We start from the raw sequence: 15,842 nt of genomic DNA on the forward strand, positions 1-15,842 counted from the left end.
TGTACGAATGGAAGTAGTCCACCTACAAATTTTAAAACAGCCATTGCGATTGCCATAATGTTTCCTCCTCTGGTCTGTACATCAATTCATCTTTGCTATACAGATCATTTTTATAAATGATTGCTGAATATGAACTTACATAAATGCTTTTAAAAGCTCTTGTACGAATGGAAGTAATCCACCTACAAATTTTAAAACAGCCATTGCGATTGCCATATGATTTCCTCCTCTTTTGTGGTATTACGATGTGTTTCATCTTTATACTCTTATTATAGTAAGCGCTTACATTTTTATCAACACATTTTAATATGCAATATTACATATTAAAATGTGTTTCAAATTCTCTTCCTTTTCTATGTGTTCATAGATTAAGTGATATAGGGAAATCTTGATACGTATACAAAGCCGTTCTATATATAAATGACTAATTTTTTCATCCTCTTGTACCTAAGCTTTTGTACTATTATGTATACTACTTAATAAGAAAATAGATAAGGGGAGTGAAGGGCGTATGAGATATTTAAAAATTACAAATCCCCCCTAGGAAATTTTGGTGATTCAACTTTAACAAAAGATTCAGAGTAACTCCAGTTTATAAGGTTTACTCTATTGTGGCGTTTGTATCTTGAATTCAAGAATAGAAAAATTGTTGACAAGCATAGTGATTGTTTGAGTAAACAATTTGTTACGCAATATATAATTTGTTATTTTTAAATAGAGGATTGTAGGTTATGTATATATCGTTATAATAAAATAGTGGGAAGTTTTTATTTGAAAACATTTCAACCTATAAAGGAATTTAATGTGAATCCAAGTACGATGGAGTTTCAAGAAGAGGGGGAAAAGTAAGTGATTTTAGTTTAGGCTTAATGGCTGTTTATAAAATTGTTGTTGTCGATAAAGGAGTTTTAACATGGACAAAGCTCATATACTTATACAAGAGGAAGTTAAAGCGTTAAAGCTTTTTTTAAGTTTATTTTATGTAATCTTCTTCTTGAGTGATATCCTGTATTATTATTTTTATCCAAAAGTGCAAATGGGAGATAGCGATATAGGTTTTCCAGAAGGTGGTTTAGGATTCTGGATGTATCCTTTTATGTTTTTATTGTTGTTAATTGCTATCTATTTTATAAAAAAGAAAAATATATATATTGTAAAATATATTATTTTTATAGGATATATTTTTATTGAGTTTATTGATAATATAATGATTTATTATGGCACTACAAAACCATTTGACAGTGGTAATGCAGTAGAACCGTTTTTATTTTTATTTTCTCCTATTTTTGTAAATAAACGCTATTTTCGGATCGTGTCACTTGGGATTGTTGGAAAGTATGCCATTTTAGGAATCATGTTACATGCACCAATTGTAATTGTACCTATTGTGCTATGTGTAAGTTTTGCAACTATCGCGTTTATTCTGTTAACACGTTTTCAATCGTACATATGCACAATTGAAAACATGTTTGAAGAAGCACAACAAGCTGAAAAATTAGCAGTCATCGGAAAAATGGCGACTACGATTGCACATGAAATACGCAATCCATTAACATCATTAAAAGGCTTTACGCAGATGCAGAGAGAAAAGCACCCTGAAGATGTAGAATACTATAACATCATGGTGCAGGAAATTGAACGTATGAATGCGATTGTTAGTGAATTAATGGTTCTTGGAAAACCGAAAAAGAGACACTATACATTACATAATATAAAAGATATTTTATATTATGTGATTTCGATTGTAGAACAGACAGCTGCTCAATATGGTATTACAATTTCAACAATGTTTGTTAAAGAATTACCTTCTATAAAATGTGATGAAAAACAGATGAAACAAGTATTTCTTAATATTATTAAAAATGCGATAGAATCTATGCCTGGCGGCGGTAATATTATTGTGGAAGCGAATAGAGTTCATGGTGATCAGGTTGTAGTGAGTGTGATTGATGAAGGGTGCGGGATGGAGCAAGAGAAAATAGATAAAATAGGTGAAGCTTTTTATACGACAAAGGAAAATGGAACAGGTTTAGGTTTAATGGTTACATATAAAATTCTTGAAGAACATCAAGGTGAAATGGAATTTGAAAGCAGACTTGGTATCGGGACAAAGGTAAATATTAAGTTGCCGGTAGGAGAAGTGAATTAAATATACGTGAAAAAACTCTTCTTTCATATTCTAGAAAGAAGAGTTTTTTCGTAATTCTGAATGAAAATATTTGAAACACAAAGCTGTTTATTTTATCCCGCTATTTTTGTGCAATAAGACCACTACCTCAAGATTGGGAGAGAGGTGGAGGGAAAACTTACTGGTGGAAGTTTCACATTATACAAAGCCATTTTAAATTTTCAACATTCGCTGCTTTGCAGAATACAACATGCCCCGCACTCGTTCTCTACGTTTAACCCTTGCACGTGGCAGGAAAAGGGGGTTATGTCGTTTTTTTAATTTGTATTTATATACTTTGTAGGTATTCACCTATTTTTTCCTACTTGCATATTGTAGCTTATGTAGTGAAACTGCTTACAAGGGAGTGAAAGGCAGTGGAAGGAAACATAAAAAATTATTATGCTGGCGGTAATACAGCAAGGGGATTTTACAGTTTATATGAAGAGAACGTAACGGGGTTAGACCGATTATTTATTCTAAAAGGTGGTCCTGGAACAGGAAAATCTTCACTTATGAAGGCGATTGGTCGTGATTGGGTAAAGAAAGGGTACGATATTGAGTTTTTACATTGTTCATCTGACAATCATTCAATTGATGGTGTGATTATTCCGGCGTTAAAAGTAGGGATTGTTGATGGAACGGCACCGCATGTGATTGAACCGAAAGTACCAGGTGTTGTAGAAGAGTATGTAAACTTAGGTATAGCTTGGGATTCTGCTGAGCTTAGGACACATAAAAGTGAGATTGTACATTATACATCAGAAGCGGCTAATTCGTTTCAGTCAGCTTATGCGTGTTTTAAGACGGCGCTAGAGATTCATGATGAATGGGAGAAGTTTTATATTGACCACATTGATTTTGAAAAAGCAAATGAATTAACAAAGCAGCTTATACAGCAGTTTTTCACTGATAAAACGTGTATGAAAAAAGCGAATGTGAAGCATCGTTTTTTAGGAGCGGCAACGCCAAAAGGAGCAGTTGATTTTGTTCCTAATTTAACGGAAGATGTACCGAAGCGTTATTTTATAAAAGGGCGACCTGGTTCTGGAAAATCGACGATGTTAAAGAAATTAGCAGCGGCAGCTGAAGAGAAAGGATTCGATGTTGAGATCTATCATTGCGGATTTGATCCAAATAGTCTTGATATGGTCATTGTAAGAGAACTTGGCTTTGCCATTTTTGATAGTACAGCACCGCATGAATATTTTCCAACTCGTGAGAGTGATGAAATCATTGATATGTATGAACTTATTATTGAACCGGGAACAGATGAAAAATATGCAGTAGAAATTCAAGATGTATCAAGACGCTATAGAGAGAAAATGAATGAAGCGATGTCCTATTTAGCAAAGGCAAAATCTGTGCGTGATAAACTAGAGAAAATTTATATTGCGGCGATGGATTTTGAAAAAGTGGATGCGTACAAAGATGAGATTCAAGCTGAGTTTGAGCGGATTGCAGAATTTGTTGCCCAGCAGCAACAGTGAAGAAAAGGAGCTGACTCGAAAAAGGATTAATGTCAGCTCCTTTTCGTGCATTTAGAATGTTGAACATTGTCGAAGTGTCTTTATCCCGCATTAACGGGCAGTACAGGTTGGGGAATCACGGGGAAGACAACTGCCCGTAAAAGCCCGATTGGGCGGGCTTTCCATCAGTGAGAAAAGCGTCACTGATGGAAGTTTCACTTTACTTTGTGTCGAATCGCCGATATATCGAAAAAATCGCTGATATATTGCAAAAAATGGTCGATATATAAGAAGAGGTTGATTCAAAAGACATCTGCATCTCTTTTGAGTCAGCTCCTCTTTCAAATCGGACGTGTTTGTCTGTATAAATCAAGATTTGGACTTGATCCATTTATAATAACATCACGAATAATTCTAGAGAACACCATGCTGTATACTAAGCCATTATCACCATAAGGATAGATAAAATAGCAGTTAGGCATTTCTTCATATATACCAATCATCGGTAGTCCATCATGCGTGCCGCCATAAAGGGCACCGAAATAAAATTCAGGTTTCACATCGATATTGGGAAACAACTTTTGAAATTCTTTTAATAGTTTATCCCGTTTATGGATTAGTTTCGCATCTCGTTCTTCTGCGATATCCGTATCTTCATCAAGCCCGCCGATAATAACCCGGTTGTCAGCGGTAGTTCTTATATAAATATATGGGCGAGCAGTTTCCCAAATAAGTGTCCGTTTGTACCAGGAAGAAAAATCAGATACAGGGGTTGTGACAATGGCATAAGAACTGCTAAGTGTTGCATTTTTGTCTTTTTTGAACTTTAATCCTTCATAGCCAGCAGCAATTATCACTTTTTTGGCAGTGATAGAATGACCATTTTTTGTAAAAAAAGTAGCTTTCTCTTTTTCTAATTTCTGCCCTGTTATTTCGGTATCTTCATATATTTTTACTCCTTTATTTGAGGCTTGCTTTAATAGGCCGTGTGTAAATTTATATGGGTTAATTTCACCGTCGTTGTATGTATAAAGAGCGGTGCGTTTTTGAAAGGGATACTTTTGACCAATTTGTTTTTCTGTTAGCCAAACTGCTTTGAATCCATGCTTTTGTAAGTAATAAAGTTCTTTTTCTAGTTTCTCAATATCATTTTCACAGCTGGCATAGTACAAGCTATCACGGCGAATAAAATCAGATGAAATGGGTAAATTTTGAGAAGCAGCTTCAATGTCACAAATAGCTTGTTCGCATAATTTAAAATGACGAACGGCATGTTCTTCGCCAAACGTATTCACAAGTTCAAAAAACATTTTATCACCTAAATATTGAATAAGTCCCGTGTTTGGTAAATTGCTTCCATGTCCAACTTTTCTTTTATCAACAACAACGACACGTAAGTCTGTTTCACTTAAGAAATGTGAAAATTGTGCCCCAGAACTTCCTGCACCTATAATTAACACATCACATGTTATATCTTCTTGCAAAGATGAATACGTGGGTGGACTTGGGAGAGTTGTCGTCCAAAACATTTTACCTGTGTGTAAATCCATTTCTATGCACCTGCCTAAATGAAAATCATATTTCTAAAGTTACCGATTTAATGGAGTTGTATACGTTTTCGAATAAAAAGAAGGAATGTTATTATATTTGTCGAATTTCCGAGGAAATGATCAGAAAATGAGAGTGATATAGTATGAGAGAAAAAATCCAATTAGAATTAGAAAGAATTGAGAAAGAGAATGATGTGAAAGTCTTGTTTGCAGTTGAATCAGGGAGCCGGGCATGGGGATTTCCATCAAAAGATAGTGATTATGATGTGCGTTTTGTATACGTACACCGATTGGAATGGTATTTATCAATTGAGCCGAAGCGAGATGTTATTGAGTATCCAATTAACGATGATCTTGATATAAGTGGCTGGGAACTCCGCAAAGCACTGCAGCTATTTTCTAAATCGAATCCAGCTTTGTTAGAGTGGATAAGTTCCCCCATTGTATACAATAAGGCATCAAATCTTCCTGAACGCTTGCAGGAAATGAGTAGTCATTTTGATCCAAAAGCAACGATATATCATTATTTACATATGGCATCTAAAAACTATCGCACATTTTTGCAAAGTGAAGAAGTAAAGATAAAGAAATATTTTTATGTATTACGTCCGATACTGGCGTGCAAATGGTTAGAAGAGAAAAAAATATTGCCACCTGTTGAGTTTGAAAGATTAATGAATGGATTAGCGTTGGATTCAGCACTTTTAGAAGAAATTGAGAAACTGCTTGAGAAGAAAAAAGCGGGTATCGAGCTGGACGTAGGACCAAGAATTACGTTATTGAATAAATTTTTAGAAGAGCAGATTACATATTATGAAGAGTACGTGAAGAGTTTAGAAAAGAAATCGGTTATAGATATTGAGCAGTTAAATGTATTATTTCGAGATATGTTACATCAAAGTTGGAAAGAGCACTGATAAAATATTGGTGCTCTTCCTTATATTAGAGGTGAAATTTTATATTTAACTATATAAATCCATTTTCATTTTTCAGACATAAAAGTCGTTGCTATGCAGAATACATCATGGTCGCTACTTGCATGCTCCCTTTGTTTGAAACCTCGCATGAGGCAGAAAAAGGCCCTGACCGCTGCAATACACGGCCAGGTGCTCTCGTCCTCCTCTAAAAAAAAGAGGTTTTTATGTTTTTTTACTTTTATATAAGAGAATAGTTGTAAGCTTACAGCATCACATATCTTCAATTCTTTTTAACGCTTCATCAGCCGGCCCTTCAATTACCTCTCCTTCAATTGAAAAACGTGAACCGTGACAAGGACAATCCCATGTGCATTCACCGCTATTCCATTCTACTTCGCAACCTAAATGTGTACAAGTTGTATCGACAATGTGAAGTTTACCGTCATCGTCTTTATATGCACCGGCACGTTTTCCGTTTACACTTACAACAGCACCTTCTCCGTTTTCGAGATCTTCGGGTTTACGAAGAGCAAATTCCAATTTTCCTTCAATTAAATGTTTTGCTACGTCAAGGTTTTGCGTAACAAACGTTTTTATATCTGGATTCGTATGGAATCGTGATGGTGCGTAGAGTTCTTTATATGGGCTATCGATTTTCATAACGGATGCTTTTAGCAATAGAGCTGCTGCGGTTCCATTTGTCATACCCCATTTGCGGTAGCCCGTTGCTACAAAAATGTTAGGATTATTTTCATTGATATGTCCGACATAAGGAACTTTATCGAGTGTAATTAAATCTTGTGTTGCCCATCTGTATGGAATTTCCTCTATGCCAAAGGTTTCTTCGCCAAATGTTTGCAGCGCTTCGTAATGGTTCATCATGTTAATGCCTTGTCCCGTTTTATGACTTTCACCACCAATTAACACGAGCTTTTCACCATCCATTGTGGTGTAGCGGAGGGATCGTTTTGGGTTATCGACGTTTATATACATTCCTCCTGGATACTCTTGCTTTGTTTTCACGCCAAGGACATAAGAGCGTTCGGCGTACATCCTTGCGAAGAAGAAGCTGGTCGCATCATAAAAGGGGAAGTGTGAACAAGAAATAATGTAACCACAAGTGATTCGATGTCCGTCCTTTGTAATCACTTGTTGATAAAATCCTTTTTCTACATCAATTGCAGTTGTATTTTCATATAGAACGCCGCCAGCTTTAATAAATTCTTCGACAAGTGCTGCGAGGTAGCGAAGCGGGTGGAATTGCGCTTGATTCTTAATAACAAGTGCCGCTTTTATGGGAATGGGAAGAGGGATACTTTGTACGTATTCTCCAGGAATATCAAGCTTTTTGTATGCCTCTAATTCTGTTGTTAACTTGTGTAGATTATCGGTCTCGTTTGTATATAGATAAGCATCTTCTTCTGTGAAATCACATTGAATATTGTGCTCTTGTACGGTCTCTTTTATAAATTGCAGTGCTTCATTGTTTGCCTCGTAATATAATTTTGCTTTTTCTTCTCCAAAGTGATTAATGAGTTCATTGTAAATAAGATCGTGCTGCGTTGTAATCTTTGCCGTTGTATGTCCAGTTGTTCCGTTTAAAATATTTCCTGCATCGATTAAAGCAACTTTGACGCCTTCTTTAGCGAGTAAATAAGCTGTTGTGATACCAGTGATACCTGCTCCAACAATGGCAACTTCAGTTCTAATGTTCTCTGTTAGCTTTGGGAAGGTAGGCAAATGAATAGAATCACGCCAATATGGTTCTGGAAATTTTGGGAGCTGATTATGTTCCAAGTGAATACACCTCTTATTTTAATAAGTTCTTGCTAACTATTTTTTCCAATTGTTAGGGATTTTATGTATTTGAATAGAATTGCTAATAAATTATTTTAAAATAATTTATTAGTCAACTTTCCATATATGGTTTTGGCTGTTCATTTCATTAGCAGAACGCGGAATAAATAAGGTTAAGTATAGTATTGACCATGAAACGTAGTAATTAGTGAAGGACAGATGAAAGGATAATAGGAAGTTGAAATGTTGGTAAATAAACGTTTTTCCTTTAGTAACATAGAAAGTAATTATAAAAATATAACCAACTTTTATTACTAGGTCATAAAATCTATTGACAATATAGAAAACGTACTGATATGATTCATCTTGTGGAAAGGTTGATAAAGGGTAAAAAGAGAAATGTTTTTCAATGAATAATAATTGTAAGAGTGAGTGAACATAATTTTCTGTGAGAAAGAAAATTTATAATAATAGTATTATCAATCTGGAAACGAAAATCAATATGTGCAAAGTGCGTAAGCGCGGCAAGAGAAAGGGGCAAAAGAATGAAGGATCTTCATACGTTTGGATGGTATGCAGCACGCGTATCACCACATTTGCCAAAAAAGGCATTTAAACCAGTCCCGGCTCGTTTGTTTGGAGGACTAGCCTATTTACTCGTTACAGTAGCGGGGTTTTTGGCAATTGGCTTATTCAATTTGAATGTGTGGGCTAATCTTGGAATTGCAATCGTTTTAGGATTGTGTTTTGCATCTATGGGATTTCTTGGCCATGAAATTTTACATGGCACAGTAGTAAGAAAAGCTTGGCTAAGAGATTTTCTTGGAGCAATTGCGTTCATGCCATTATCAACTGGACCGAAATTGTGGAGAAAGTGGCATAATTTAACTCACCATGTGCACACACAACATGAGGAGCATGATCCAGATGCGTGGCCAACGATGGATAAGTTTAAGAAAAGCAAATTTTTACGTTGGGTATATCGCCTACCATTACATGTTCGTTCTTTCTTCAGCTTTTTGTCGTTAACAATTCAATTTACAATGCATTCGTCTCGTATGTTTTTCCTTTTTATCAAGGAATTTAAACCGCAGAATCAAAAATCTGTGTGGTTCCAGCTTCTTTTGCCATGGACAGTATGGATTAGTTTATTGTTTATTATGGGTCCTGCAAAATGGTTTTTTGCTTATGTTATTCCATTATTAATTGCAAACTTCATTGTAATGGCATATATTGCAACAAATCATCGTTTGAACCCGATTGTTCCTGTAAACGATCCACTTGCAAACTGTTTATCGGTAACAGTGCCGCGCTGGGTAGATGTATTACATTTTAACTTCTCATATCATACAGAACATCACTTGTTCCCAGGTATGAGTTCGAAATACTATCCGTTAGTAAAAGAGAAAATTAAAGAAATGTGGCCAGAGCGCTATCATGAAATGCCAATGGGGAAAGCGTTAGCTGCCCTTTGGAATACACCGCGTGTATATTATCAAGGTAGCGAGTTAATTGATCCGCATAAAGCGCATTTATACGGCTCTTTAGGAAATGGACTAGATCCTGCGAATATTGAATATCGCCAGGAAAATATAAAAGAATCAAAAGTTGTGAAAAACGGCTAAAACATAAGTTGAAAAAATGATATAAAAACCCTTTTGTTTTTAGGGGAGGACGAGAGCACCTGGCCGTGTATAGAAGCGGTCAGGGCTTTTTTCTGCCACGTGCGATGTTTAAAACAAAGAAAGCAAGTAGCGATCATGTTTTATTTTGCATAGTAACGATACATAATATAGAACCTTCATATTTTTTATAGAATGATATTTCAACAAAGTGAAAGCACGAACTCGTGGAGAGTTCGTGCTTTTTACATGGGGATTTCTTCCTGTTTCACAGCTTGTGTATAATTCGTATTTTTTCGTGCCAATCTTTTTTCAAGAAGATGGACAAAGTACGTGAATAAAAGTACAAGCGCAAGGTAATAGACGCTGACGATCATATATGTTTCGAGTTGCTGAAAATTTGCGGCAGCTTCAGAAAGCCCAGTGCCCCACAGCTCTGACATTCCTACATAAGCAACGAGCGAAGAGTCTTTTAAGCCGATAATGAACTGATTACCAAGCGGCGGAATAGATAAACGAAACGCTTGAGGTAAAATAATACGCCGCATTGCTAATGGATATGACATTCCTAAGGAGCGAGCTGCTTCAAGTTGACCGCGGTCTACAGACTGAATAGACCCTCTAAAAATTTCTGTAATATAAGCACCGTTATGAATAGCGAGAGCAATTGCCCCCGCCCAGAATGGGGATAATACAATAATAGATGTAATTCCAAAATAGAGGATCATAATTTGTACAACTAATGGTATCCCACGAATAATGGCAATGTATACATGTGCAATTCCATTTAAGAGTTTACTATTTGAAATACGAAAAAAAGCAAACAACAATCCAATTATGGACCCAAGTAATAGGGATGTTATTGTTAATTGTAATGTAATGACAATTGCTTTTAGGAACGTTGGATATGTAGATATGAAAATATCAATCACGGTTATCACCTCTATATCTCAGTTTATTTTCGTGTGATTCCGATGCCCCGTCAAAAGGTGCGGGGCATGATCTATGTGTAAAAAATCTATTTTCCTTTTTCACCTAGAATGTTACGACCGAACCACTTTTTACTGATTTTTTCATATGTGCCATCTTGAATGATTTCATCTAGAGCTTTATTTAATTTCTGTAGTAGTTCTTTGTCGTCTTTACGAACAGCAATGGCCATTTCATCAAGAGATAATAGCTTTCCGGCGTCTTTTATATTTGCTTTTCCTTCTTTCATTATGCGAAGACCTACCATTTGATCTGTTACAACAGCATCAATTCGTCCTGGTTCTAAGTCCATAAGGGCGGTAATATCACTATCGTATTCGGTAATTTGGTCTGTTTGTTTAGCAATAAGTGTTTTGAATGTACTTGCTTTCACAACACCTACTTTTTTTCCTTTTAGATCTTCAGCGGAGGATATGGAGGTGTTCGTTTTTGTAACGAAAATTTGTGCCCCGGAACGATAATATGGGTTCGTAAAGTTAACTGCTTTTAGACGGTCTTCTGTGATGGCCATACTTCCTAAAATCACATCATATTTTTTAGCTTGCAATCCTTGGATTAATGTTTCCCAAGGATTTGTCACAGGGACAGCTTTCATATTCATTTTCTTAGCAAGAGCTTCACCAATTTCGACGTCAAAGCCGGCAAGTTTATTATTTTCTTTATAGCTAAACGGTTTATACACACCGCTCATTGCATAGCGAAATTCTTTCTTTCCTTCGGTTGATGAAGTACTACTTTCTTTACTGCAAGCACCTAATAATAAAGAAGCACATAATGTAATCGCTGCTATCGCTTTAAACATATTTCGTTTCATAAAAGCACCTCCAATTTTTATAAAATATTTCGTAAAAATTGCTTTGCGCGCTGATTTGATGGAGCCGTGAAAAATTGTTCTGGGGGTGCATCCTCTACGATTTGTCCGTCATCCATAAAAATAATGCGGTCAGCTACCTCACGGGCAAATCCCATTTCATGTGTGACGATAATCATTGTCATACCTTCTTTTGCGAGATCTTTCATAACTTGTAGCACTTCTCCGACGAGCTCAGGATCGAGAGCTGAGGTAGGTTCGTCAAATAACATAATTGTTGGGTTCATTGCGAGTGCTCTTGCAATAGCAATTCTCTGTTTTTGACCACCTGATAAAAGATCGGGTGTTACGTTCGCTTTATCTTGTAATCCGACTTTTTCTAGTAATTCGTAGGCAATGCTTGTTGCCTTTGTTTTATCTAACTTTTTGACGTGAATAGGAGCTTCTATGATGTTTTCTAGTGAGGTCATATGAGGAAATAAATTGAAATGTTGAAAAACCATACCGACATTTTCGCGGACGTTGTTTAAATTTGTATGTTTCGGATGAATTTGTTCTCCCTGTATCGAAATTTCTCCATTATCATACACTTCTAGGAAGTTTAAACAACGCAGTAATGTACTTTTCCCTGAACCGCTTGCACCGATTAAGACAACAACTTCTTTTTCTTGTACGTGTAAATTGACGTTTTTTAACACGTTTAAAGACCCAAAGGATTTTGTAAGGTTTTGAACTTGTATCATGCATCCCCCTCCAAAGAAATGTAGATGTATAAAAATAACTTATTTTTGTTAATTAGTCATAAATCGTCAAATTCCTTTATTTTTGTTAAAAATTTTAAGGGAATATAGATTGTTGTATATAAATAGAAAACAGGAAAAATTGTTATAAAAAGTAGAGATATGAACGTTTCCGCAACATTTGTCGTTGTCTCTTTCAGAAGAAAATTATAGCAAGATATAATAAAGCTATAATATTAGAGGGAGTGTCTTTCATGAAAAAAGAGAAAAGACAACAACTAATTAAACAATTGGTGAGAGAGAATGAAATAGATACACAAGAAAAATTGGTAGAGTTGTTAGAGGAACGTGATGTATTGGTCACACAAGCAACGGTTTCTCGAGATATTCATGAATTAAATTTAGTAAAGGGAGCTTCTTCAAAAGGAGTAGCAATATATAAGGTTTTTACAGAAGAGAACCAGCGAGCAGATATACAGCTAAAGAAAAAAATAAGAGAAGTAGTTGAAAAAATCGATTATGTAGAACAACTGATTATTATTAAAACTTTGCCTGGGAATGCCCATGTTATCGGTGCTTTATTAGATTCTTTAGACTGGAAAGAAAAAATAGGATGTATATGTGGGAATGATACATGTCTTGTAATTGCGGGGTCAAAAGTAGATAGGGAGATTATAAAAGATAGATTGGGGTTGATTATGTAAATCCAAATTGAAAAAATGACAAAAACTCATTCTTTTTAGGTGGGTGAGAGTATCTGGCCATGCATAGAAGCGGTCAGGGCCTTTTTCTGCCACACGCGAAGTAAAAACAAAGGGAGAAAGAAAGTAGCAGGCTCCTTTTTTTCTACATAGCAGCAATCTATATGTCGAAAAATCAAAATGGATTCATATAGCTTTGTATAGAAGCGACTTGTATGTTAAAACATCAAAATATATTTATACATATAAATGAGAAGGCTGTTTCTAATGAAAATTAGAACAGTCTTTTTTAATTTATATATACAAGTTAAAAAAATGACATAAAACCTCCCTTTCTTTTTAGGCGGGACGAGAGCATCTGGCTGCGCATAGAAGCAACTTATATGTCGAAAAATTAAAATGGATTTATACATAAGGCTTAATCAATCATCAGAAGGAGTGTCTTTATCTTCATTAATCGGAATGGATCTGATAAAACGTCTTTGTTTTTACTAAACTTTATGCTAATACGATATAAAAAATTTTAACCTTAAATAGGAGGCAATTATACAGCTAATATGCGTGATATTTTACCTAGTTAGTTAATTATGAGATGAAATATCTTATAAAAATACAATTACATATGATTTTTAAAAAATAATTTGTGAAATATTTAACTTAGTATTGTTAGCGTTTTCACAAATTGGTATGTGCATTCTGTTTATTATGTACTTGTAGACATCAAATGAATTTAAAAGGGGGTACAACAAATGAAACATCCGATACATGTTACTTCAGAAATTGGAGAATTAGAAACGGTTCTACTAAAACGTCCTGGTAAAGAGGTGGAAAACTTAACGCCAGATTATTTGCAACAATTATTATTTGACGATATCCCATATTTACCAATTATTCAAAAAGAACATGATTATTTTGCGCAAACATTACGCAATCGGGGTGTTGAAGTTCTTTATTTAGAAACACTAGCAGCTGAGGCGTTAGTTGATAAAAAACTTCGTGAAGAATTTGTTGATCGTATTTTAAAAGAAGGACAGGCTGACGTAAATGGTGCATATCAGAATTTAAAAGAATATTTACTTTCCTTTTCAAATGAAGAAATGGTTCAGAAAATTATGGGGGGCGTACGTAAAAATGAAATTGAAACTAGTAAAAAAACCCACCTGTATGAATTAATGGAAGATCATTATCCATTTTATTTAGATCCAATGCCAAATTTATATTTTACACGTGACCCAGCAGCTAGTATAGGCGGCGGTTTAACAATTAACAAAATGAGAGAACCAGCACGGAGACGTGAATCATTGTTTATGGAATATATCATTAAACATCATCCACGCTTTGCGAGTCACAATGTACCAGTTTGGTTAGATCGTGACTATGATTTTCCAATTGAAGGCGGCGATGAGCTTATCTTAAATGAAGAAACAATTGCGATTGGCGTATCAGCTAGATCATCGGCTAAAGCGATTGAACGATTAGCAAAAAATTTATTTAGTCGTCAAAATAAAATTAAGAAAGTACTAGCAATAGAGATTCCAAAATGTCGTGCATTTATGCATTTAGATACAGTATTTACAATGGTTGATTATGATAAATTTACAATTCATCCAGCTATTCAAGATCCAAAAGGAAATATGAATATTTATATTTTGGAAAAAGGAGAGAGTGAAGAAGTTCTCAAAATCACACATCGTACTTCTTTAACTGAGGCTTTAAAAGAAGTGTTAGGTTTGAGCGAATTGGTTCTTATTCCTTGCGGAGGAGGAGATGCGATTGCTTCTGCTCGTGAACAATGGAACGATGGATCTAATACATTAGCAATTGCACCGGGAGTAGTTGTTACATATGATCGCAACTATGTATCCAATGCTTTATTACGAGAGTATGGTATAGAGGTTGTGGAGGTATTAAGTTCGGAATTGTCTCGCGGTCGTGGGGGTCCACGTTGCATGAGTATGCCAATTGTTCGAAAAGATATCTAAGCTAAATACAAGAGAAAGTAGGGACGAATGATGATGATGACAAAACCAAACTTAAAAGGAAGAAGTTTTCTTGCTGAAAAAGATTTTACAGAGGAAGAATTATTATATCTTATTGATTTATCGGCAGAGCTAAAAGAGAAAAAGAAAAACGGTATCCCGCATCATTATTTAGAAGGTAAAAATGTTGCCCTTTTATTTGAAAAAACTTCAACTCGTACCCGTTGTGCATTTACAGTGGCTTGTACGGATTTAGGGGCAAATCCTGAATACCTAGGTAAAAATGATATTCAGCTTGGGAAGAAAGAATCTGTTGAAGATACAGCAAAAGTTTTAGGACGTATGTTTGACGGTATTGAATTCCGCGGATTTTCACATGCAACAGTAGAATCTCTAGCAAATAATTCAGGTGTACCAGTATGGAACGGCTTAACAGACATGTGGCATCCAACACAAACACTTGCAGATTTGTTAACAATAAAAGAGCATATTGGAAAATTAAAGGATGTTAAGCTCGTCTATGTTGGAGATGGACGTAACAATGTAGCGAATAGCTTGTTAGTTGGCGGCTCTATTGTAGGAATGGAAGTACGCATTTGTACCCCAGAATCATTATTTCCAGCACAGGAAGTCATTGATACCGCTAAGAAATACAGTGATCGGGTAATGGTAACGAGCAATGTGGAAGAAGCTGTTGCAGGTGCCGATGTTATCTATACAGATGTATGGGTATCTATGGGTGAAGAAGATAAATTTGCTGAACGTATTGAACTTCTTACTCCATATCAAGTAAATATGAAAATGATTGAAAAGACTGGAAATGAAAACATGATTTTCTTACATTGTTTACCTGCATTTCATGATGTAGAAACATTGTACGGAGAGGAAATATATGAGAAATATGGCATAAAAGAAATGGAGGTAAGCGATGAAGTATTCCGCAGTAAGCATTCAAAAGTATTTGATCAAGCAGAAAATAGAATGCATACAATTAAAGCGGTTATGGCAGCTACTTTAGGAAATATGGAATAAAGAAGGAGGAGATTCCTCCTTCTTTATCCCTCTACTGATAGAAGTTTCACTTTATTCCTATCTGATA

12 protein-coding genes are annotated in these 15,842 nt (G+C 35.4%); 7 read left to right on the plus strand and 5 right to left on the minus strand.

Annotated elements, in window-relative coordinates:
- The first annotated feature begins 913 nt into the window (after positions 1 to 913).
- A complete protein-coding gene (locus BM350_RS23190) occupies positions 914 to 2,149 on the plus strand; it encodes an ATP-binding protein (protein ID WP_090917722.1) in 1,236 nt (411 codons plus the stop codon).
- Between the two features lie 395 nt (positions 2,150 to 2,544).
- Positions 2,545 to 3,657, plus strand: a complete 1,113-nt coding sequence (locus BM350_RS23195; RefSeq protein WP_090917724.1) for a PRK06851 family protein — start codon at positions 2,545 to 2,547, stop codon at positions 3,655 to 3,657.
- 320 nt (positions 3,658 to 3,977) lie between these two features.
- On the opposite strand, the gene BM350_RS23200 is transcribed toward BM350_RS23195, so the two are convergent.
- Positions 3,978 to 5,186: an NAD(P)/FAD-dependent oxidoreductase gene (locus BM350_RS23200; protein WP_090917725.1), complete on the minus strand. Its 1,209-nt coding sequence runs from the start codon at positions 5,184 to 5,186 to the stop codon at positions 3,978 to 3,980.
- Between the two features lie 143 nt (positions 5,187 to 5,329).
- Between BM350_RS23200 and BM350_RS23205 the strand changes: the two genes are divergently transcribed.
- Entirely contained in the window at positions 5,330 to 6,103 is a 774-nt protein-coding gene (locus tag BM350_RS23205; protein ID WP_090917727.1) for a nucleotidyltransferase domain-containing protein, read from the plus strand.
- A 270-nt stretch (positions 6,104 to 6,373) separates the two neighbouring features.
- Here the strand turns inward: BM350_RS23205 and BM350_RS23210 are convergent, their stop codons facing one another.
- A complete protein-coding gene (locus BM350_RS23210; RefSeq protein ID WP_244548063.1) occupies positions 6,374 to 7,849 on the minus strand; it encodes an FAD-dependent oxidoreductase in 1,476 nt (491 codons plus the stop codon).
- A 596-nt stretch (positions 7,850 to 8,445) separates the two neighbouring features.
- Here BM350_RS23210 and BM350_RS23215 point away from each other — a divergent pair.
- Entirely contained in the window at positions 8,446 to 9,525 is a 1,080-nt protein-coding gene (locus BM350_RS23215; protein ID WP_090917731.1) for a Delta(10) desaturase DesB, read from the plus strand.
- A gap of 242 nt (positions 9,526 to 9,767) precedes the next feature.
- Here the strand turns inward: BM350_RS23215 and BM350_RS23220 are convergent, their stop codons facing one another.
- The 3 genes from BM350_RS23220 to BM350_RS23230 all read right to left on the minus strand — a co-directional run bounded on the left by BM350_RS23220 (position 9,768) and on the right by BM350_RS23230 (position 12,066).
- On the minus strand, positions 9,768 to 10,454 hold the full coding sequence (locus BM350_RS23220; RefSeq protein ID WP_090917733.1) for an amino acid ABC transporter permease: 687 nt from the start codon (positions 10,452 to 10,454) through the stop codon (positions 9,768 to 9,770).
- Positions 10,455 to 10,540: 86 nt separating this feature from the next.
- Positions 10,541 to 11,326: an ABC transporter substrate-binding protein gene (locus BM350_RS23225; RefSeq protein ID WP_090917735.1), complete on the minus strand. Its 786-nt coding sequence runs from the start codon at positions 11,324 to 11,326 to the stop codon at positions 10,541 to 10,543.
- 17 nt (positions 11,327 to 11,343) lie between these two features.
- Positions 11,344 to 12,066, minus strand: a complete 723-nt coding sequence (locus BM350_RS23230; RefSeq protein ID WP_090917737.1) for an amino acid ABC transporter ATP-binding protein — start codon at positions 12,064 to 12,066, stop codon at positions 11,344 to 11,346.
- Positions 12,067 to 12,317: 251 nt separating this feature from the next.
- Between BM350_RS23230 and argR the strand changes: the two genes are divergently transcribed.
- The 3 genes from argR to argF all read left to right on the plus strand — a co-directional run bounded on the left by argR (position 12,318) and on the right by argF (position 15,775).
- Positions 12,318 to 12,767 (plus strand): arginine repressor, encoded by a 450-nt coding sequence (gene argR / locus BM350_RS23235; protein ID WP_090917739.1) that lies wholly within the window; start codon positions 12,318 to 12,320, stop codon positions 12,765 to 12,767.
- A 746-nt stretch (positions 12,768 to 13,513) separates the two neighbouring features.
- Positions 13,514 to 14,746 carry an arginine deiminase gene (gene arcA, locus BM350_RS23240; protein WP_090917741.1) on the plus strand — a complete coding sequence of 411 codons (1,233 nt, stop codon included), beginning with the start codon at positions 13,514 to 13,516 and terminating at the stop codon, positions 14,744 to 14,746.
- Positions 14,747 to 14,776: 30 nt separating this feature from the next.
- On the plus strand, positions 14,777 to 15,775 hold the full coding sequence (gene argF, locus BM350_RS23245; RefSeq protein ID WP_090917742.1) for an ornithine carbamoyltransferase: 999 nt from the start codon (positions 14,777 to 14,779) through the stop codon (positions 15,773 to 15,775).
- Positions 15,776 to 15,842: the final 67 nt, after the last annotated feature.

The sequence above is a fragment of the Bacillus sp. 103mf genome, assembly GCF_900116295.1.
Classification (GTDB): domain Bacteria; phylum Bacillota; class Bacilli; order Bacillales; family Bacillaceae_G; genus Bacillus_A; species Bacillus_A bruguierae.